At 72.5% G+C, this 19,730-nt stretch carries 18 protein-coding genes and 1 pseudogene; 6 read left to right on the forward strand and 13 right to left on the reverse strand.

What is annotated here, in order from left to right; all coding sequences use genetic code 11:
- Nucleotides 1-5 precede the first annotated feature (5 nt).
- From AQJ91_RS21605 to AQJ91_RS21650, 10 genes are read right to left on the reverse strand one after another with little or no spacing between them, the layout of a single operon-like run.
- Nucleotides 6-1,484, reverse strand: a complete 1,479-nt coding sequence (locus tag AQJ91_RS21605) for an ABC transporter ATP-binding protein (protein WP_067024170.1) — start codon at nt 1,482-1,484, stop codon at nt 6-8.
- Nucleotides 1,481-2,284: an ABC transporter permease gene (locus AQJ91_RS21610; RefSeq protein ID WP_067024172.1), complete on the reverse strand. Its 804-nt coding sequence runs from the start codon at nt 2,282-2,284 to the stop codon at nt 1,481-1,483. Before AQJ91_RS21610 ends, AQJ91_RS21605 begins: the two co-directional genes overlap by 4 nt.
- Nucleotides 2,281-3,234, reverse strand: coding sequence for an ABC transporter permease (locus AQJ91_RS21615; RefSeq protein WP_067024175.1), 954 nt, complete (start codon nt 3,232-3,234; stop codon nt 2,281-2,283). The genes AQJ91_RS21610 and AQJ91_RS21615 overlap by 4 nt, the downstream gene beginning before the upstream one ends.
- A gap of 2 nt (nt 3,235-3,236) precedes the next feature.
- Complete coding sequence (locus AQJ91_RS21620; RefSeq protein WP_067024178.1) at nt 3,237-4,805, reverse strand: ABC transporter substrate-binding protein; 1,569 nt, start codon at nt 4,803-4,805, stop codon at nt 3,237-3,239.
- 35 nt (nt 4,806-4,840) lie between these two features.
- Nucleotides 4,841-5,668 carry a class I SAM-dependent methyltransferase gene (locus tag AQJ91_RS21625; protein ID WP_199847989.1) on the reverse strand — a complete coding sequence of 276 codons (828 nt, stop codon included), beginning with the start codon at nt 5,666-5,668 and terminating at the stop codon, nt 4,841-4,843.
- A gap of 8 nt (nt 5,669-5,676) precedes the next feature.
- Nucleotides 5,677-6,939, reverse strand: a complete 1,263-nt coding sequence (locus AQJ91_RS21630) for an MFS transporter (protein ID WP_067024181.1) — start codon at nt 6,937-6,939, stop codon at nt 5,677-5,679.
- A complete protein-coding gene (locus AQJ91_RS21635) occupies nt 6,923-7,978 on the reverse strand; it encodes a dipeptide epimerase (RefSeq protein ID WP_067024184.1) in 1,056 nt (351 codons plus the stop codon). Before AQJ91_RS21635 ends, AQJ91_RS21630 begins: the two co-directional genes overlap by 17 nt.
- A complete protein-coding gene (locus tag AQJ91_RS21640) occupies nt 7,975-9,090 on the reverse strand; it encodes a PLP-dependent cysteine synthase family protein (protein ID WP_067024186.1) in 1,116 nt (371 codons plus the stop codon). Before AQJ91_RS21640 ends, AQJ91_RS21635 begins: the two co-directional genes overlap by 4 nt.
- Complete coding sequence (locus tag AQJ91_RS21645; RefSeq protein ID WP_067024350.1) at nt 9,087-9,893, reverse strand: Rossmann-like domain-containing protein; 807 nt, start codon at nt 9,891-9,893, stop codon at nt 9,087-9,089. The genes AQJ91_RS21640 and AQJ91_RS21645 overlap by 4 nt, the downstream gene beginning before the upstream one ends.
- Nucleotides 9,894-9,910: 17 nt before the next feature.
- Nucleotides 9,911-11,167 carry an ATP-grasp domain-containing protein gene (locus AQJ91_RS21650; RefSeq protein ID WP_199847986.1) on the reverse strand — a complete coding sequence of 419 codons (1,257 nt, stop codon included), beginning with the start codon at nt 11,165-11,167 and terminating at the stop codon, nt 9,911-9,913.
- 293 nt (nt 11,168-11,460) lie between these two features.
- On the opposite strand from AQJ91_RS21650, the gene AQJ91_RS21655 reads away from it, so the two are divergent.
- Nucleotides 11,461-11,979, forward strand: a complete 519-nt coding sequence (locus AQJ91_RS21655; RefSeq protein ID WP_199847990.1) for a GNAT family N-acetyltransferase — start codon at nt 11,461-11,463, stop codon at nt 11,977-11,979.
- Here AQJ91_RS21655 and AQJ91_RS21660 read toward each other — a convergent pair.
- Entirely contained in the window at nt 11,951-14,791 is a 2,841-nt protein-coding gene (locus AQJ91_RS21660) for a SpoIIE family protein phosphatase (protein ID WP_234382720.1), read from the reverse strand. The genes AQJ91_RS21655 and AQJ91_RS21660 overlap by 29 nt on opposite strands.
- A 612-nt stretch (nt 14,792-15,403) precedes the next feature.
- Between AQJ91_RS21660 and AQJ91_RS21665 the strand changes: the two genes are divergently transcribed.
- Nucleotides 15,404-16,432, forward strand: a complete 1,029-nt coding sequence (locus AQJ91_RS21665; RefSeq protein WP_067024194.1) for an alpha/beta hydrolase family protein — start codon at nt 15,404-15,406, stop codon at nt 16,430-16,432.
- Nucleotides 16,433-16,797: 365 nt separating this feature from the next.
- Nucleotides 16,798-17,184 (forward strand): hypothetical protein, encoded by a 387-nt coding sequence (locus AQJ91_RS21670; protein ID WP_234382723.1) that lies wholly within the window; start codon nt 16,798-16,800, stop codon nt 17,182-17,184.
- 10 nt (nt 17,185-17,194) lie between these two features.
- On the opposite strand, the gene AQJ91_RS21675 is transcribed toward AQJ91_RS21670, so the two are convergent.
- Nucleotides 17,195-17,776, reverse strand: a complete 582-nt coding sequence (locus AQJ91_RS21675; RefSeq protein WP_067024361.1) for an Rv1733c family protein — start codon at nt 17,774-17,776, stop codon at nt 17,195-17,197.
- Between the two features lie 149 nt (nt 17,777-17,925).
- On the opposite strand from AQJ91_RS21675, the gene AQJ91_RS21680 reads away from it, so the two are divergent.
- Nucleotides 17,926-18,402, forward strand: coding sequence for a CBS domain-containing protein (locus tag AQJ91_RS21680; protein WP_067024198.1), 477 nt, complete (start codon nt 17,926-17,928; stop codon nt 18,400-18,402).
- 127 nt (nt 18,403-18,529) lie between these two features.
- Nucleotides 18,530-19,063: a YncE family protein gene (locus AQJ91_RS21685; protein WP_067024201.1), complete on the forward strand. Its 534-nt coding sequence runs from the start codon at nt 18,530-18,532 to the stop codon at nt 19,061-19,063.
- A 4-nt stretch (nt 19,064-19,067) separates the two neighbouring features.
- Here the strand turns inward: AQJ91_RS21685 and AQJ91_RS21690 are convergent.
- Nucleotides 19,068-19,313: pseudogene (locus tag AQJ91_RS21690) on the reverse strand (sugar isomerase); the annotation flags it as partial.
- A 194-nt stretch (nt 19,314-19,507) separates the two neighbouring features.
- Here AQJ91_RS21690 and AQJ91_RS21695 point away from each other — a divergent pair.
- Nucleotides 19,508-19,726, forward strand: a complete 219-nt coding sequence (locus tag AQJ91_RS21695) for a hypothetical protein (RefSeq protein ID WP_067024208.1) — start codon at nt 19,508-19,510, stop codon at nt 19,724-19,726.
- The last annotated feature ends 4 nt before the right edge of the window (nt 19,727-19,730 follow it).

Below are 19,730 nucleotides of genomic sequence, written 5' to 3' on the forward strand. Positions count from 1 at the left end.
CCGGTTCAGGGCGTCAGGACCTGTCGTGCCCGCCCCTCCCCGGCGAGTTCGCCCACGTCCACGACGGCGACGCGGTGGGCGATGCGTGCGGTCTCCCGGTCGTGGGTGATGAGGACGAGGGACAGGTCGTCCCGGTCGCGCAGGAGGCCCGCGAGGAGGTCGAGGATGCCGCGCCGGGTCACCGTGTCGAGGCCGGAGGTGATCTCGTCGCAGATCAGGACCCGGGGGTGGGCGAGCAGGGCGCGGGCGAGGGCGGCGCGCTGGAGTTCGCCGCCGGAGAGTTCGCCGGGGAGGCGGTGGGCCGGTTCCTCGGCGAGGCCGAGGCTGTCGAGGGTGGTCAGGGCCTCCTCCCGGGCCGCCCGTTCGTCGGCGCCGCGCAGCCGTACCGCCGTGCGGGCCACCTGGTCCAGGACCGGCCGGTGCTCGTCGAAGGCGGCGCGGGTGTCCTGGAAGACGTACTGCACGGCGGCGAGTTGGGCCCGGCTGCGGTGGCGGAGGCTGCGCGGGAGTGTGGTGCCGTCGAGCAGGAGTTCACCGTCGTGGTCGCGGTGCAGGCCCGCGAGGCAGCGGGCGAGGGTGGTCTTGCCGCTGCCCGAACGGCCCATGACCGCCAGGCATTCGCCGGGGTGCAGGGTCAGGTGCGGGGCGCGCAGGACCGTGGTCCTCCCGTGCACGGCGGTCAAGTGACGTACCTCCAGGACGGGTTGACCGGCGCCGGTGCGTGTCTCGTCCGGCGGGGCGGCGCGTTGGGCGTCGAGGAGCCGGCGGGTCCACTCGTGTCGCGGGTACCGCCACAGCCGCGCCACCGGCCCCGACTCCACGACCCGGCCCGCCCGCATGACGAGGACCTCGTCGGCGAGGGCGCGGACGACGTCCAGGTCGTGGCTGAGCAGCACGACCGCGATGCCTCGTGCCGTGACCGCCGCCAGCTGGTCGACGATGCGGTCCTTCGTCAACGCGTCCTGCCCGGTGGTGGGTTCGTCCGCGACGACGACACGGGCACCGAGGAGGAGGGCCTGGGCGAGGACTACGCGCTGCTGCTGGCCGCCGGAGAGCTGATGCGGGTAGCGGCGCAACAAAGCTTTGGCGTCCGGGAGTTGGGCGTCGGACAGGGCACGCAGGACCAGTTCGCGGGCGGCGGCGCGGCGTTCGGCCGGGGGCAGGGCGCGTACCTGGGGGCGGGCGATGTCGTCGAGGAGCGCGCTGACGCGGCGGGCCGGGTTGAGGACGGCGGCGGGGTGCTGGGGCACATAGCCCACCAGGCCGCCCTCGGCCAGGCGTACCTCGCCCGTGACGCGGGCGCCGGCCGGGTACTCGCCCAGCAGCGCGAGGCCGGTCGTGGTCTTGCCGCTGCCGGAGGCACCGACGAGCGCGGTCACCATGCCGGGCCTGACCCGCAGGTGCACGCCGTCGACGATCGCGCGGCCGTCGATCTCGACGCGCAGGTCGCGGATCTCGGCGACGGTCTCCGTCCGGTCACTCACGGGCGCCGCCCCTTCCTCTTCGAAGACTTCTCCAGTGCGGCGTCGAAGAGCAGATTGGTGCCCATGGTCAGCGCCACGATCAGCAGCGCGGGCACCACCACGGCCCACGGCTGCACGAACAGGCCGGTGCGGTTGCGGTCGACCATGACCGCCCAGTCGGCGGCGTCCGGCGCGACACCCACACCGAGGAACGCGGCCGTCGACACCAGGTACAGCACGCCGGTCAGCCGGATCCCGGCGTCCGCGGCGAGGGTGCGCAGGCTCGACCGGCCGACATAGCCGACGGCGATCCGCCACCACGACTCGCCCTGCATCCGCAGCGCCTCGACGGCCGGACGGGCGGCGACCTCACCCGCCGCCGCCCGGACGATCCGCGCCGCGTCGGGCACGTTCACCAGTGCGACGAGCAGCGCGAGCCCGACGGCTCCCGGCGCGAACACGGACGCCACCAGCAGGATCAGCAGCAGCGACGGTACGGCGAGCAGCACGTCCAGCGGCCGCATCAGCAGCTCCTCGAGACGCCGTACGTGGGTGAGGGCGCTGACGAGTCCGACGGGGACGGCGACCAGGTAGGCGAGGGCGGTCGCGGCGAGGGCGGTGAGGACGACCGTGCGGCCGCCGTGCAGGACCTGCCGCCCTACGTCCCGGCCCACGAAGTCGGTGCCGAGCCAGTGTCCGCCGCCGAGCGTGAACGACGGGGCGCGCGGGCCGGGTTCACCGGCGAACAGGGGGCCCAGGAGGGCGAGCAGGAGGGGGACGGCGACGATGGTGAGGCCGAGGGCGAAGCGGTGCCGTGTCATGCCGCCACCCCCGCCCGGGGTGTCAGCCGGTGGGCCACCAGGTCGGCCCCGAGGTTGAGGACGACGGTCAGCACGCCGAACACCACCGCCAGCCCCTGCACGACCGGTACGTCACGTTCGGCGACGGCGTTGAGGAGGACGGTGCCGAGGCCGGGGATCACGAAGAGGGCCTCCACGACGATGACGCCGCACAGCAGCCAGTCGACGGTACGGGCGAGTTGCTGGGCGGCCGGGGCGAGCGCGTTGGGCAGGGCGTGGGCATAACGGATCCGGGCGCCGGGGACGCCGTAGCGGCGGGTGTGGGCGGCGTACGGGGAGGCGAGGGCGTCGACCATGCCGGCCCGGACCAGCCGGGACAGTGAGCAGACCGGCCGGGACAGCAGGACCAGCACCGGCAGGACCAGTGCGGCCGGATGCCCGAGCAGGTCGGTGCCGTAGCCCACGGCGGTCGGCGGCAGCCAGGCCAGCTTCAGCGCGAAGACGGTCACCAGCAGGACACCCAGGGCGAATTCGGGCACGGCGTACACCGCGAGCGTCGCGGAGCTGACCAGCCGGTCCACGAGCCGCCCTTCGTGGCGGGCGGCGAGGACGCCGAGCCCGAACCCGGCCGGGATGAGCAGGGCGAGGGTGAGCGCGGCCAACAGCAGGGTCGGCCCGAAACCGTCGGCGATGTACTGGGTCACCGGGCGTCCGGAGGCCAGGGAGGTGCCGAAGTCACCGCGCGCCAGGCCCGCCGCCCAGTCGGCCAGCCGCTCGTACGCCGGCCGGTCCAGGTGCATGGCCTCACGGATGGCGGCGATGCGCGCGGGGTCGGGCTGGTCGCCGGCGAGGGCGACCGCGGCGTCACCCGGCAGCGCCTCGGTGAGCGCGAAGACCAGCAGCACGACGGCCACGGTCTGCGCGACGCCGAGGAGCAGCCGCCGGGCGACGAAAGAGCGAAGGCCGCTCACCCTCACGCGAGCCACACCTTGTCGAAGCGAGCCCAGTCGAGCGTGTTGGCGGGCGCCTTGGTCTCAACTCCCCTCACACTTCTGGCCGTTCCGAGGATCCAGTCGGCGAACCCCCAGATCAGGAAGCCGCCCTCGGCGTACAGCCGACGCTGCATCCGCTCGTAGACGGCCGTGCGCTCCGCCCTGTCGCGGGTGGACTGGGCCTGCTGGTACAGGGCGTCGAAGTCCTTGTGGTGCCACTTGGTGGCGTTGGTGGTGGAGTCGGTGAGCAGCCGCTGGGAGATGTGGGCCTCGATGGGCATGGCGCCGGAGCGGTAGCAGGACAGGGTGCCGGAGTCGAGGATGTCGCTCCAGTAGGAGTCCTTGCTGCCCGTCTTCACGTCGATCGTGACGCCCGCCTTGGCTGCCTGGTCGCGGAAGATGCTGGCGGCCTCGGTGAACCCGGCGGCGACGGCCGAGGTGTCCAGGGTGACCTTCAGCTTCTCGGCGCCGGCCTGCTTGAGGAGGGAGCGGGCGCGGTCGAGGTCCTGGGTGCGCTGGGGCAGATCGGCGGCGTAGTACTGGTAGCCCTTGCCGAACAGGTCGTTGCCGACCTCGCCCGCGCCGGAGAGGGCACCGTCGACGAGTTCCTGCCGGTCGGCGATGAGGAAGAACGCCTCGCGCACCCGCTTGTCGTCGAAGGGCGCCCGGTCGGTCTTCATGCAGAACGCCTGCATGGCGCTGTTGCGCAGCCGCACGATCTCGATCTGGCCCTTGCCCTCGTGGGCGCGGGCGGTGGTGGGGTTGAGCTCGTGGGCGTACTCGACCTGGCCGCCGAGGAGGGCGTTGACGCGGGCGGACTCCTCGTTGGCGACGACGAACTCGAGCTCGTCGAGGTGCGGGGCGCCGTCCCAGTAGGCGTCGTAACGGCGGAAGACGGCGGAGCGGCCGGGCGCGAAGGAGACGAACCGGAAGGGGCCGGAGCCGATGGGCCTGTCGTCGAAGTCGGCTGCCTTCCCTGCGTTCTCGGGGACGATGTACGCGCCGAACGCGGCCAGGATGTTGGGGAATTCGGCGGTCGGCCGCTTCAGTACGAACTCGATGGCGCGCTCGCCGGTGGCGCGGCTGGCGTCGAGGTCGATGGGTTCCAGGGACGCCTTGGCGCGGAACGCCTGCTCGGGGTCGGCGATACGGCGGTAGCTGTGGAGGACGTCCCGGGCGGTGACCGGTTTGCCGTCGTGGAAGGTGGCCTCGCGGAGGGTGACCTGCCAGCGGTCCAGGCTCTTGTTGGACTCCCACCTGGTGGCGAGGCGGGGCTGCGCGGAGAGGTCGGGACCGTAGTCGGCGAGCTTGTCGAAGAGGGCCTTGGCTCTGGCGACGTCGGCGAAGAGGTTCGCGAGGTGCGGGTCGAGGATCTCGCTGGCGCCACCACCGGCGAACGCGGCGCGCAGGCGTCCGCCGCGCTTGGGGGTGCCGCCGGTCGGCTCCGTCTTCTCGGTGTCGCCGCAGCCGGTGAGGGCGAGTGCGGCGGCGGCGCCTCCGGTGGCGGCGAGGAAGCCGCGACGGTGCAGGCCGGGGAAGCGTTCGTTCATGACTGTCCCTTGTGAAACGTGATGTGGATGAAAGGTCAGTGGGAGGTGGAAAGACGTGCGACGACGTGCAGCCGGTCGGCGTCTGCGGTACGACCGGGCAACTCGCCTTCCGCCCACGGAGGTTCGGTGCGGGGCCCGGGCCCGTCGTGGAGTTCGAGTACCTCGAAGCCGTGCGCGGCGAGGACGTACCGCAGCTCCTGCGGGAACAACAGCCGCCAGGCGGAGCGCTGTTCGACCGGGGGCAGGCCGTCGTCCGAGGTCCAGACGCGGGTACGGCGCAGGAGTTGGGCGGTGCGGTCCACGGTCAGCGTGGTGGTGGACCGGTAGGCGGTGCCCTGCCAGGTGAAGCCGTTGACGGTGGGGGTGTCGAGGAGATCGGTCCGGCCCAGGAAGTAGGCACCGTTGCGCATCTCCGCGACCAGCAGACCGCCGGGCGCGAGGCCCTGCCGGCAAGAGGCGAGGAACCCGTCCAGCTGGTCGTTGGTATGGCAGTACAGCAGGGAGCTGTCCAGGCAGACGACGGCGTCGAAGGCGTCCTGCCCCAGATCGAAGCCGTGCAGATCGGCCCGGACGTACTCCGGCCCGGGGTACCGGGTGCGGGCGTACGCGAGCATCGCCTCGGAGAGATCGGCACCGGTCACGGCACGGCCGACGCCGTGCAGGTGGGCGGCGTCGCGCCCGGTGCCGCAGCCCATGTCCAGGACACGCTGACCGGCGTCGTGGCGACGCAGGCAGTCCTCGGCCCAGCGTCCGGCTAGACGGCGGGGGTCGGGGAAGCGGGCCTCGTAGAGGTCGGGGTTGTCAGTGAGGAGGTTGGCGTTGCTCACTTCGCGATCGGTGCTCGTCTCCCGGCCGCCGTTCATCTCCACGCTCACGCGTTGCTCCTCTCCCCCGCCGGTTCCGGTACGGCGGGAGCCGGATCGCCCGGCAGGGCCCCGCGCCGGTGCAGCCAGGTCACCCCGCCCGCCGACGCCAGTCCGAACACGGCGCAGCACGCCCACGGCAGCCATCCGCGGGCGTCGTCCTCCCCGGCGTCCATGGCCCAGCCGATGACGGTGTTGCCGATGGCGGCGGCGATGCCGGAGACGGCGTAGAAGATCCCGAAGTACGTGCCGGTCAGTTCGGGTCGGCCGAAGCGGGGGATCAGGTCCATCACGAACGGTGAGGCGATCATGATGCCGAGGTAGAGCAGCAGCGCGCCCAGCAGGACGGGTACGGCGTCGGTCCAGCCGGCTGGTCCCGGGTCCGACACCAGGGCCGGCGGGAGGAAGGCCAGGCCCATCACGGCGAGCCCGGCCGCGATCCAACGTGGCCTGTCCCCACGGGACTTGAGCCTGCGCGTGATGCGCAGCTGGAGGGCCAGGTTGGCCAGCGTGCCGACGACGAAGACCATGCCCGCCGCGCCGTCCCAGCCGGTGGCCTGTCTGGCGCCGTCGGGCAGCAGGAGGTACAGCTGGCTCTCCAGGGTGAACAGGCCGACCATGGCGAGCGCGAACGCCAGGAAGGGGCGGTTGCCGAGCACCTCCCGCCAGTCGCCGAGGACCCCGCTCCCGCTCGGTTCCGCCTTGCGCGCCGGCAGGACCAGGGCCTGCGCCACCGTGAGCACGGCGAAGATCCCGGCGGCGGTCAGCGCTGACGTACGGAAGTCGACGAGCAGCAGCACACTGCCGAGCAGCGGCCCGATGAGCGCGCCCGTGGTCGCGAAGACGTTGAAGAGGGCGAATGCCTCCGCCTTCCGCTGCCCAGCCTCCTGCGCGAGATACGTCCGCACGGCAGGGTTGAACAGGGCCCCCGCCAGCCCGCTCAGTACCGACGCGGCGAGCAGCACCGCCAGCCCGTCCCCCAGCGCGAACAGCGCGAACCCGACGGTCCGCACCGCGCACCCGGCGATGATGACGCCACGCGCCCCCAGCCGGTCGGATGCCGAGCCGCCGATGATGAACAGGCCCTGCTGGCTGAGGTTGCGCACCCCGAGGACGATGCCGACGACGGCCGCCGACATGCCCAGGTTCTCGCCGAGATGGGTGGCGAGGTAGGGGATGAGGAGGTAGAAGCCGGTGTTGACGCCGAGCTGGTTGACGAGGAGGAGCTGGATGGCGAGAGGGAAGCCGCGCATCTCACGCCACGTCCTCACGCGCCGTCACCTCCTCGACTCCAAGACCGGGAAGGCAACTTGCCCGGACGAAGCCGTCGGTGCCGCCGATGCCGGTCCACGGGTCGTGGGCGAGCAGCAGATGTCCGTCGAGGTCGGCCCAGCGGGCCCGGTCGGCGAGGTGGACGGCGGGCGCGAGGCCGAGGGTGCTGGCGGTGAGGCAGCCGAGCATCAGCTCGGTGCCGGTCCCCTCGATCAACTCGGCGATCCGCAGGGCGGCTTGGACCCCGCCGCACTTGGCGAGCTTGACGTTGACACCCTGGACACGACCGGCCAGGCGGCGTACGTCCTCCAGGCTCACGGCGTCCTCGTCGGCGATGACCGGGACGGGTGACCTTTCGGCGAGCGCTCCCAGCGCGTCCGGGTCGCCCGGCGTGAGCGGCTGCTCGACGGCCTCGACACCGAGGTCGGCGAACCGGGGCAGCAGGGCCTGGGACTGCGCCACGCTCCACGCGCCGTTGGGGTCGAGGAGCAGCCGGGCGTGGGGGGCGGCGTCGCGGATGACGCGGACGCGCTCCACGTCGTCCTCGGGGTCGGGGGTGCCCGCCTTGACCTTGATGACCTGGAAGCCCGAGTTCGCCAGCCGTCGGGCCTCGACGGCGGCCCTCATGGGCGAGGTGATGCCGATGGTGCGCGCGGTGGCGGCCGCGGGCGGCGCGGACGCCCCGAGGAGCCGGTGGACGGGCACGCCCGCGCGCTTGCCGACAAGGTCCAGGAGCGCGGCCTCGACGGCGGCGGTCACGGCGGGCGGCACAGCTGCGGATGACGCCAACTCTCCCGCGCGCAGCGCCTCCAGAGCACTCTCGGGGTCGGCGAAGCGGCTGAGCTCGACGGCACCGAGGAGCCGTACGAGCGTGTCGGTGTCGAGCCCGTAGTACACGCTGGTGACGGCCTCACCGTGGCCGGTCGCCCCGTCGTGCTCGATGCCCAGCCACACCGCCTCACGCGCCGACATGACGGAACGGGAGATGCGCAACGGCTCGGTGAGTTCGAGGCGCACGGTGCGCAGACCGGCCTTCACAGGTTCCCTTCCAGGGGAGCCGGGGAATTCAGCGGGCTCGGGTCGGCGAGGAGTGGATCGGTGACCCGCGTGCAGCGCACCCAGCCGGTCGCCTCGGCGGCGTACGGGTGCGGTATCTCGACGGGCCGGGTGGCCGCGGCGGCGGGGTCGAGGCCGTGCGCGGTGGTGAAGTCGTCGTCGTAGACGGTGCCGAGGTAGCGGTGCGGGCCGTCGGGGAAGACGGTCCCGACGACGGCCCCGGGGTGCACGCGGGCCGCCCAGGCGGCGACGCGGGCCACGGCCCCCGTGCTCCAGCCGCCGCTGACGAAGGAGCCCCGGGCGAGCCGGCGGCAGCTGTCCACGGCCTCGGCCGGGCCGACCCAGTGGACCTCGTCGAAGGCGTCGTAGGCGACGTTGCGCGGGTGGATGCTGCTGCCCAGGCCGCGCATCAGGCGGGGCCTGGCGGGCTGGCCGAAGATGGTGGAGCCGGTGGCGTCGACGCCGATGAGCCGCAGTGCGGGCCAGTGGCGGCGCAGCGGGGCGATGACGCCGGCGCTGTGGCCACCGGTGCCGACGCTGCACACCAGGATGTCGAGGTGGTCGAGCTGGGCGGTGAGTTCGGCGGCGAGGGAGGCGTAACCGGCGGTGTTGTCGGGGTTGTTGTACTGGTCGGGCCAGTAGGCGCCGGGGAGTTCGGCGAGCAGCTGCCGGAGCCGGGCGAGGCGTGCCGCCTGCCAGCCGCCCTGCGCCGCCGGCCGGTCGACGAGCTCCAGCCGGACTCCGTGGGCGCGCAGTAACTGCCGTATGGACGGCTCCAGTTCGCTGTCGCCTACCACCACGATGGGATGCCCGAGCGCCTGTCCGGCGAAGGCGAGCCCGATGCCGAGGGTGCCGGAGCTGGACTCCACCACCGGTGCGCCGGGCCGCAGTTCGCCCCGCTGCCGGGCTCCGAGCAGCATCGACATGGCGGCCCGCGCCTTCATGCCGCCCGCCGCGAGCCCTTCGAGCTTCGCCCAGAACCCCGGGTGCGCGTGCGGCAGTTCGGCGGTGATGCGGACGACGGGCGTGCGTCCCAGCAGGTCGAGCAGTTCCGGTCGGGCGGTGGACGACGACCGTACGGCGGTGGCGGTCATCGTCCACCTCCGCCGGCGCCGTACCGGTGGATGATCCCGGGTCCGCCGTCCAGCCAGAAGAAGGGGTACGGCTCCGCGCACACCGCGCTCACGCCGTGCCCGAGGAAGTGCGGCAGTACGGCGCTGCCGGTCTGCGCGAACATCACGAGCTGCTTGCCGTGTCGCAGGGCGTGCTCCCGTAGTGGTTCGAAGGTGCCGTTGCCCAGGGTCATCCCGGACACGAGCAGCGCGTCGCACCGGCCGGCGGCGGCGAGCGCGTCACCGAGGACCGGCTCGCCCCACTCGGTCCCGCCGCCCTTGAGGTCGCAGGGGACATAGCCCAGCCCTCGTGAACGCAGCGCTTCGAGAAGGGAGTTGACGACTCCGACGACCAGTACGGTCGCGCCGGCCGGCAGGTCCAGCAGCTCGACCACGGACCTGGCCCGGGCCCGGGACTTCTCCAGCGACGACCCGGCGGGCAGGGCGATGGGCCGCGCCCCGTTCTCCGGGGTGTGCGGGCCGACGTGCATCAGGTAGGCGTCGAGGGCGGCCACCCGCACCGGCAGCAGCGGATGTTCCAGCAGCCGTGCCACATCGGCGCCGACACAGTCGTCGAGGGCGCTGTCGGGCAGTTCGCCGGGTTCGACGGCGCAGGAGCCGACGGCTTCCGCGAGCCGCAGGCTGAGGACCTCGTTGCGGTAGCTCGTGCCGCGCCCGGCGTGGCGTACGGCCTGCCGGGTGGTGAAGGCGACGGCGATGTGCTGGGTGCCCGGGTCGGGTCCGAGGGCGCCCGCGCGGACGCGGGCGACCAGGTCGTCGAACATCTGACGGGTCGCGGTGGTCACCGGATCACCAGCCCTGCCCGCAGCCCGGCCAGCAGACCCTCGGCCCGGTCGCGGGCGCCGAGCCCGTCGGCGTCGCCCGTCATGACATGGCCGAGGTACTCGTTGTTGCTGCCGGCCGCCTTGACGGCCTTGCCGGGCTCGGCGAGCTGCATCTCCAACACGCCGTCCGCGTGCCGGAGTCCGGCACCGTCGAGCGCTTCGAGGGTGCCCGTGCGGTCCGGTACGAGGAAGCCGACGGCGGCGCTCTTCAGCCCGGTGCCGGTGCGGCGCAGGTCGGGTGCGCGACCCAGGGCGACATCCACGAAGGCGGCGGCGAGGTCGATGCCGGTGACATGGCGGACGAGTTCGGTGATGCGGTTGCCGGCGGGGCGGGGGTTGACCTCGACGACGCGCGGGCCGGCGGAGGTCAGCTTGATCTCGGTGTGCGCGACGACGCCGTCCGTCAGACCGAGCGCCTTCAGCGCGGTCAGCGCGGTCTGTTCGGCGGCCTCGGTGTCGGCGGCCGTCAGGGCGGCGGGGAACATGTGGCCGGTCTCGATGAAGGCGGGCGCCCCGCCGACGCTCTTGTCGGTCACGCCGACCACATGGACCGTGCCCGCGTGGGACACGGTCTCGACGCTCACCTCGGGGCCGTCCAGCAGCTCCTCGAGCAGCACGGCGGGCGTGCGCACCTGGCCGCGTGCGTTGACCGGGAAGTCGGCCAACGCCCGCACGACCTCACCCAGTTGGGCCTCGTCATCGACGCGACGGACATACATGCCGGCGCACAGGTCGACGGGCTTGGCGACCAGTGGATAGCCGATCTCCCGGGCGGCCCGCGTGAGGTCGGCCCACTCCTCGTGCACGGCGAAACGCGGGCCGGGCAGTCCGGCGCCGGCGAGGATCCGGCGGGTGTCGTCCTTGCGGCAGGCGTTCTCCACCGCCTCGGGGCCCGGGCCCGGCAGGCCGAGGCGCCCGGCGATACGGGCGACCGTCGGCAGGTAGTAGTCGCAGGACGTGATCACCCCGTCGAAGCCCAGCGCCCCGTGCAGCCGCTCGACCTCGGGCAGCAGGGCCTCGACGTCATTGGTGTCGGCGGTGATCACATTGCGGGCGCCGAGCAGGGGGTGCGCCGTCCCCTCGGGCGCCGAGCGCAGGTAGTGGTGCAGGTCGCGGGTGAGGAAGGTGAACTCGTGCCCGCCCTCCCGGATCGCCCGTGGCAGCAACCTGCTCATCGACCCGACCCAGCTCTCGACCACCAGCAGATGCGGCACAACTCCCCTTTTCCTGCCTTGAGTTCAGACGTCAGGGCAGCCCGGCTGCACCTCTGTGGAGAGGGGGCCGGACTCGACCGGGCCCACGTTATCGATAATCATTTTCATTGTCATCCGGTTGGCGAAGCCCTGCCGTGCACCCTTGCGCAGGATGCCGCGACACGCCCCGAAGATTCCCTTATTGAAAACGATTCCCACCTGACTGCTACGGTGATCCCGTGAGCAACTCCCCACACCCCGAGTACCTCGTCCGCCCCGCGACGCCCGCCGATGTGAACGGCGCCCGGCGCATCATGCTGGACACCTTCTACAACGAGTTCGGCTACGGCTACGTCCCCCAGTGGCACCGCGACGTGATGGACATCGAGGGCACCTACCTCGACGATCCCCGGCATCTGCTCCTGGTCGCCGTGCACGGCGGCGAGGTGGTCGCCACCACCGGCGTACGGTCCGGCGGGCCCGTCCATCCGCCGCATCCGCGGCACCTCGCCGAGCGCTATCCGGCGTACAGCACCGCCCAGTTGGTCCGGGTGTACGTCCGTCCCGACCACCGGCGCCGGGGGCTCGCCCGGGTACTGGTCGGCGCCGCCTGCGACTTCGTGGCGGACACGCCCGGCTATGAGCGCGTCTACCTCCACACCAACACCAACGTCGAGGGCGCGGAGGCCTTCTGGCGGAGCGTGTCCGAGGAGGTCTTCGACGCGCGCGGGACGGGAGAGCACGGGCCGGGTGTGTCCACCGTGCACTTCGAGATCCCGTTGCCGGTCAGCGGTCGGACCGCCGTCACGGCAGGGGCTGTTCCGTCCAGATGATCTTGCCGTAGGGCGTGTAGCGGGTCCCCCAGCGCTCGGTGAGCTGGGCGACCAGGAACAGGCCGCGGCCGCCCTCGTCCTCGGTGCGGGCGCGGCGGAGTCGGGGTGAGGTGCTGCTGCCGTCGGAGACCTCGCAGATCAGGGCGCGGTCGCGGAGCAGGCGGAGCTGGACCGGGCCGGTGGCGTGGCGGATGGCGTTGGTGACCAGTTCGCTGGCGACGAGCTCGGTGCTGAAGGCCAGGTCGTCCAGGCCCCAGGCGGCGAGCTGACCGGTGACCGCGGCGCGGGAGAGGGAGACGACCGCCGGGTCGCTGGGCAGGTCCCACTGGGCGACCTGCTCGGCGCCCAGCGCGTGGGTGCGGGCGACGAGCAGGGCGACATCGTCGCTCGGGTGGGCCGGCAGGAGGGCGCCGAGGACCGCCTCGCAGGTCTCCTCCGGTGCCCGGTCGGCACAGGCAAGGACAGTGCGGAGCAGGTCCAGGCCGGTGTCGATGTCGCGGTGCCGGTCCTCGATCAACCCGTCGGTGTAGAGGACGAGTTGGCTGCCTTCGGCCAGTTCCAGCTCGATGGTCTCGAAGGGCATGCCGCCCAGTCCGAGCGGCGGTCCGGACGGCAGGTCGACGAATTCGACGGTGCCGTCGGGTGCCACGACCGCGGGCGCGGGGTGCCCGGCGCGGGTGAGGGTGCAGCGCCGGGACACCGGATCGTAGACGGCGTACAGACAGGTGGCGCCGACGATGCCGGAGTCGGGGGTGCCGTCCACCGCCCAGCCCTCGCCCCGGTCGAGCCGGCCGACCAGGTCGTCGAGGTGGGTGAGGAGGTCGTCGGGCGGCAGGTCCAGGGAGCAGAAGTTGTGGACGGCGGTGCGCAGCCGGCCCATGGTGGCGGCGGCGTGCAGACCGTGGCCGACGACGTCGCCGACGACCAGCGCCACGCGGGCGCCGGACAGCGGGATGACGTCGAACCAGTCGCCGCCGACGCCGGCCTGGGCGGGGAGGTAGCGGTAGGCGACCTCGACGGCGCTCTGCTCGGGGCGGCCGCGGGGCAGCAGGCTGCGCTGGAGGGCGAGGGCGGTGTTGTGCTCGCGGGTGTAGCGGCGGGCGTTGTCGATGCAGATCGCGGCGCGGGCGGCCAGCTCCTGGGCCAGGGACAGATCGTCGTCCTCGAAGGGGGCGGGCTTCTCGGAGCGGTAGCAGCTGACCACGCCGAGGGTCGTGCCGCGGGCCCGGAGCGGCACGGTGATCAGGGAGTGGATGCCCGCCGAGAGCACCCGTTCCAGCCGCGCCGGATCCTGGGCGATCCAGCCGCCGGCCTCGGACAGCACGGGTTCCAGCACGGACTGCCGGGTCTCCAGGGAGCGGGCCTGCGGGGTGGAGGCGAGGTACTCGACGGGGTCGCCGACGCCGTAGAGGTGGATCTCCTCATGGACGGTGCGCAGCGCGACGCGGCGCAGCGGGGTGTCCGCGCCGACCGGGCCGGGTTCCTCGCCGCGCAGGACCGAGTCGGGCAGGTCGACGGCGGCGAAGTCGGCGAAGCGCGGCACGGTCACTTCGGCGAGTTCCTCCGCGGTGCGGGTGACGTCGAGGGTGGTGCCGATCCGGACGCTCGCATCGTGCAGCAGCTCAAGGCGCCTGCGGGCGAGGACGGCCAGCCGGCCGACCCCGGGCTCGCCGACCAGCAGCAGCCAGCCTTCGGCTCCGGCGCCGTCCCCGTCGACGGACTCCGTCTTCGGGGGTGCCGGTACGACGGTGCACATGACGACGGGTGGGGGCGACACCGTCGCAATGCCGGTCCCGGGAGGCGGCGGTGCGGCTGCGGTCCCGGTCATGGTCCCAGCCGTGTCCGACTCCGGTGCGGACTCCGGTGCGGTGACGGGGGCGGGGCGCAGGCGCGGGCCGCCCAGGACGCGTGCCTCGACGACCACGCCGGTCTCACCGGCCGCGCCCTCGACCGGGCGGCGGAGCAGGGTGGCGGTACGGCCGCCGGACAGAGTGACCTCGTCGAGGGTGCGGCTCGGGGAGGCGATGAGCTCCTCTGCCTTCTCCCGCAGCACGGCCAGGTCGACACGGCCGAGGTCGCGGACGCCGCCGTCGCCGGCGACCGGATGTCCGGGCTGCCTGAGCCAACCGGGCGCGCCTTGACCGGCGGCCCGCCGGTACGCGGTCAGCAGCGCGCGTTCACGTTCGCTGGACTGCTCCAGCAGCCGCGCCTCGATGGTGTGCGCGGCTTCGCGGACCATGCGCACCATGACCGGATCGCCGTTGTCGCGCAGACAGGTGAGGTCGAGGATGGCCTCGATGCGGCCGCTGAGCGGGTTACGGACGGGCGCGCCCGCGCAGGCGAACGGCTGCAGACAGTCGGCGAAGTGCTCGCGGCCGACGACGTAGACGGGGTTGCGCTCGGCCAGCGCGGTACCGACGCCGTTGGTGCCCACGACGGGCTCGGAGGCGTCGAAGCCTGGCGCGAAGTTCACCTCGTCGAGGCGCTCGCGCAGCCGCCGTTCGCCGCCCAGCCGCTGGATCATGCGGCCCTGTCCGTCGCAGAGCGCGATCGCCATGTCCACGTTGGCGAGGGACGCGCTCAGCTGGATGAGCACCGGGTCGGCCGCGCGCAGGAAGCGCTCGTCCAGGACGAGGTCCGGGGCGTACGTGACGACCAGCTGGTGCGGTGTCACACCGACGGACCTGCACCGCTTCCAGGAGTCGAGCACCGAGTCCCGGACATCCGACTCGACCAGCGCACCGGCGAGGAAACGCTCATGGGCATCGACAAGTCCGCCGATGTCGTCCCAGGCGACGGGCAAGAGGATCACTTCCCTCACCTGGAGACGTCCGGCCCGGTCACGCGCCGCCACTCGGCTCGCCCCCGGCGGAGTCCTCCAAGCGTTTTAACCCTAGACCTAGCGTGACGCCCATCACAACAGCCCCCGGCGCTGCTGCTGGGCACCCTGCTGGACCGGTTCCCGGTGAAAACCCTGTCCGGGCGGCTGGGACTGTCCAACGCGTATCGGCTGGTGGCGCGGTGCGACTGTGCCTCCCGAATGACGACGGGCCAGGTGGGTGGCCTCACCGGTGGTGCCGACCACTCCGGAGGGCCGAGGCCTGTCCCGTCAGTGCGCCGAGCGCGCGGAGTGGCCGCCGCCGCGTCGCCGGCCGAGGTCGCCCCGGACCTGGACGACGACCGGTTCGATGCCGTGCGGTCGGCCGTGCCGCGCGGCGGCCTCCGCCGGACCGCCCGGCCCGGAGGGAGGGGATGTTGCAGGCAGTCGCGCAATGCGAAGACACGCGCCGCCGCAGGCGGCCGAGCGATGCGCGCCGCGCGGACCTGTGGGCGGCCGCGCGGTTCAGAGACTCGCGGCTCTGCGCCGACCGCCCCGGGCAAACCCCCGTGGCCCGACCCTGCCGGTTCCGGGATACTTGGCCGCATGCGGTTACGGGACATCGCCTGTGTTGCCGCCGGGCTGATGCTGCTGACCGCCGTCGGCTGTACCGGGGGCGACGGCGGTGGCGCGGCACGTACCGAGTCGCGGGTGTCGTCCGGGCCGGTGAGCAGGACTCCGAGTGCGGAACCGTCCCCGACGCCGGCCGATGCCGTCTCCATCCCCGGCCTCATCCAGCGCGAGCACCGCGGTTCCGACCTGCGGCTCGGTGCGGTACGCGCCCGGACCGACGCCTACACCCAGTACGCGGTGACGTACGAGTCCAACGGGCTGACCATCTCCGGGATCATGAACGTCCCCGACGGGGATGGGCCTTTCCCGGCGCTCGTCCTCGCGCACGGGTACATCGACCCCGCCGTCTACACCACCGGCCGCGGACTCGCCCGCGAACAGGATCTCCTCGCCCGGAACGGCTACGTCGTCCTCCACACCGACTACCGCAACCACGCCGGCTCCGACGACGACCCCGACAACGACGTCAACCTGCGGCTCGGCTACACCGAGGACGTCATCGCCGCCGTACTGGCCCTGCGGTCCGCCGCCCGCCCGAACATCGACGACGAACGGATCGGGCTGCTGGGGCGGTCGATGGGCGGCGGGGTCGTCTACAACACGCTCGTCGTGGCGCCCGGCCTGATCGCCACGGCGGTCGTGTTCGCGCCGGTCAGCGCGCGGCCGGAGGAGAACATCGACCAGTTCCAGCGGCCCGACCGCGACCCGATCGTCGGCGAGATCGAGGCCGCGCACGGCACCCCCGAGGAGAACCCGGCCTTCTGGCGGCAGGTCTCCCCCCTCACCTACGTCGACCGTGTCACCGAACCGCTGCTGATCCACCACGGCACCGCCGACGACACCTGCCCCATCGCCTGGTCGGAGCGGACGACCGCCGCGTTCGAGGCGGCGGGCAAGGACGTCACGCTACGGAAGTACCGCGGCGAAGGGCACACGTTCGCACCGCAGTGGCCGGCCTCGATGGACGCCACGCTCTCCTTCTTCGACCGTCACCTTCGCTGAACGGCGGGCCGCCGGCGCCCCGGAACCAGTCCGGGGCGCCGGTCCGCGGCAGCCGCAACGCTCCTCGGGGCCCGCCGCCACCGCGGACGGGTGGCGGGCTCAACCAGCGTGACCCATGAGGCCGTTGGACCCCAAGGGTCTCAGCGGTGCGTCAGGGTCTCGTAAGAAGTCCACGGCCCGGCTTCTGCCACTGTCCGCTGCCCCTGGGACTCCTGCCCGTAACCGGCACGGCGGCCGGTGAACCATGGCACGATGCAAAGATGTTCCGCCAGACCGGCGTCCCGTCACGGGCCCGGACCGGAACTGGGGCGCCGGGAAGCCTGGTCGGCACGGAGGAACCACCCGCCACAAGGAGGGGCACTGCCGTGTCCGTCATCCAGATCGCCCCGCAGCGTGCGATGAGCCTCGAGGGCGTCCGCGGCGCCGCGCTCGTCGACCACGTCAGCCGCATGCCGCTCGGCACCATCGGCGCCCCCAAGGGCCTCGACCTGAAGCAGGTGTCGTACGGCGACACCGACGTCGTACGCGCCAAGCCGGCCACCCTGGACCTGATCGGTTACGCGCCGCAGCGGGTGGAGGACATCCTGGTCACCCTGGACACGGAGTACCACCTCATCCGCCCGCTGACCCGCCGGGCCCACGACGGGCTGTTCTTCTACCTGGTCCTGGACCGCGCCGGGGGCCGACCTGGACGGCGTCCGCAGGGAACTGCGCCGGCTGGAGGAGCTGCTGTGAAGGCGGAACTGCTGTGAGGGGCGGCGGTCAGCCTGTCTTCCAGCCCCACGGCGTGTCGATCTGCTCCCACTCCTCGGCCCACTGCGCCATCCGCCGCCGTTCGATGCCCTGCCGCACCACCCAGGCCACGCCCAGCACCGCCCCGCCCGCACACATCGCGGCCAGTACACCTCCGGCCACCGAGTGCAGCCGGGTCTCGCCGGCGGACAGGGGCTCGGTGGTGATGACACCGCTGTCGTCCGTCCACACGGTGACCTCGCTCCCGGCCGGCGTCTTGGGCGGCACCCTCGCCTCGCCCGTCCGTGTCGTGCCGTCCGGCGCCGTCCAGCGCACGGTGGACCACACACGGTGATCGGTGGTCACCCGCGACGCTGACGGATCCTTCGCGTCCTCGACGAGCACGGCCGACACCCGCACACTGCGCGCCCGCTGGTCCGCGGCGGACTCCGCCACGGCAGCCGCCGCCGCCTGTCCCGCGAGCAGGGCTCCCACCAGCGCGAACACCCACGCCAACAGGATGACCCAGGCCTCGGCGAGGTCGCTGCGCCGTCTCATCGGACTCCGCCGCCAGCGCCACAGCCGCACCCGCGCGCACCGCTTCGCAGCCATGGCCGACACCCCCTTGAGCACCGACAGTCCACTTCCAGTGTGCTCCCGTCGGCACGATCCGCGTATGTTTCGTGTCAACGTCCTGGCCCTTGCCCGTGCGGTGTACGACGCTGGGGTCAGGAACAACTCGAACAGATGAGGAGCCCGCCGTGCGCGCCCGTGACCTGGCGGTCGAATACGAAACGGTGAGCGTCGACAGCGACGCCATGGCGGCGGCCCGCTTGATGGCCGACCACAAGCTCCCGGGCCTGCTGGTCCTCGACGAGAACGGTGAGCCGAGGGCGATCCTGCCCGCCTCCCAGATGGTCAAGGTGCTGGTCCCGGAGTACGTGATCGAGGACCCGGCCCTCGCCGCGGTCGTCGACGAGAAGCACGCCGACCGGTTGTGTCAGGCGCTGAAGGGGCGCCGCGTCGGCGACTGCCTGTCCAGCAAGGCCGGCCCGCCCCCGATCGCCAACCCCGACGACACCGCACTGGAGGTGGCCGCGCTGATGGCACAGGTGCGCAGCCCGCTGGTGGCGGTGGCCGAGAAGGACAAGGCGGGGACGCACCTACTGGGCGTGATCACCGCCTCACACCTCCTTCACGAACTCCTCAGCGCGTCTGGAGAACTGAGCTCCACATGACATGACCTGACGTGACGCGACTGCCATCGACGCGTCAGGACGCACGGCCTCCATGGGGCCCGTGGGACCCACTGGTCCCACGGGCCCCATTGAATGATGCATTCTGGTCGACTCCGGGCCCGAGAACATGGCTGTCACACCCGACGGGCGGACGCTGTACGTGGCCAACATCCACGACAACACGGTCACCCCGGTCGACCTCGCCGACCGGACCGCACGCACCGCCGTCGCCGTGGGACCGCGGCCCTTCAACGTCGTCGCCGCGCCCGACGGGAAGACGGTGTACGTGTCCAACTCCGGTGGCTCCACGGTCACTCCGATCGACACCGCGACCGACGAGCCCGAGCCGACGCTGCTGGTCTCCGGGCAGGCCTACGGGCTCGGTCTGTCGCCGGACGGGCGGACGCTGTGGGTCAGCCCCAGCAACGGGGACTCGGTCACGCCGGTCGACACCGTGACAGGTGCTCCGGGGGCCAAGGTGACGGTCGGCAGGTCGGCCTTCGACGTCTCCCTGGACTGGAACGGCGCCACGGCCTACGTCACCACCGCCGACGGCAATCGGCTGGTGCCCGTGGACACCGCGTCGGGCACCGCCCGGGCGCCCTTCACGACCGGCGCCTATCTACTGGCCGTCGCGCTGACGCCCGTACCGGTGCCGTAGGAATTCAGCCGGCGGTGCGCCGGATCCGTCCGGCGTACCGCTTCTCCAGTTCCAGGTTGCCCTCGAAGCCGCCGGGGACGTCGGCCGAGACGTACACCGGCGGGCGCTCTCCGGCGGCGAGGAGGACGGCGGACGCCTCCGCGACCGCCATCTGGACCAGCATCACGCCGGTGAGCGTGGACAGGGCGCACACCGCACCGCCGCCGGGAAGTTCGAGGAGGGCATCGCCGCGCGGGGCCGCGCTGTCGAGCGGGGTGTGGTCCCGTCGGCCGAGGCGAGGAAGAGTGCCGCGAAGAGGATGCGGCCGATGAGTACCAGGACGTCCATGACGACCTCCGGGCGTGGCGAGCTGTTGAAGCAGAAACCACCTGCTTTCAGCGTACGCCCGGGCCACGCGGCCGTCCGGAAGCTGCGGGCCGGACGGTTCCGGTGCATGCTGATGCCATGGACGTGCGTCCCCCTGTCGTCGTGCTGCCGCCGGAGCCGGACGGTGGTCGGCGGGTCACGATCCACGGCGAGCTCAGTGGAACCGCGTACAGCCTGTTCGACGTACTGGACATCCTGCACGATGCGGACCTGCCCACCGAGGACCGGGCCGTCGACGACCCCGAGCTGATCGAGTGGCGCGGCGGCGGCCCGTACGTCTGGGACAACACGGTGTGACGGG

This window comes from Streptomyces dysideae (genome assembly GCF_001514305.1).
In the GTDB taxonomy this organism is placed as follows: Bacteria; Actinomycetota; Actinomycetes; order Streptomycetales; family Streptomycetaceae; genus Streptomyces; species Streptomyces dysideae.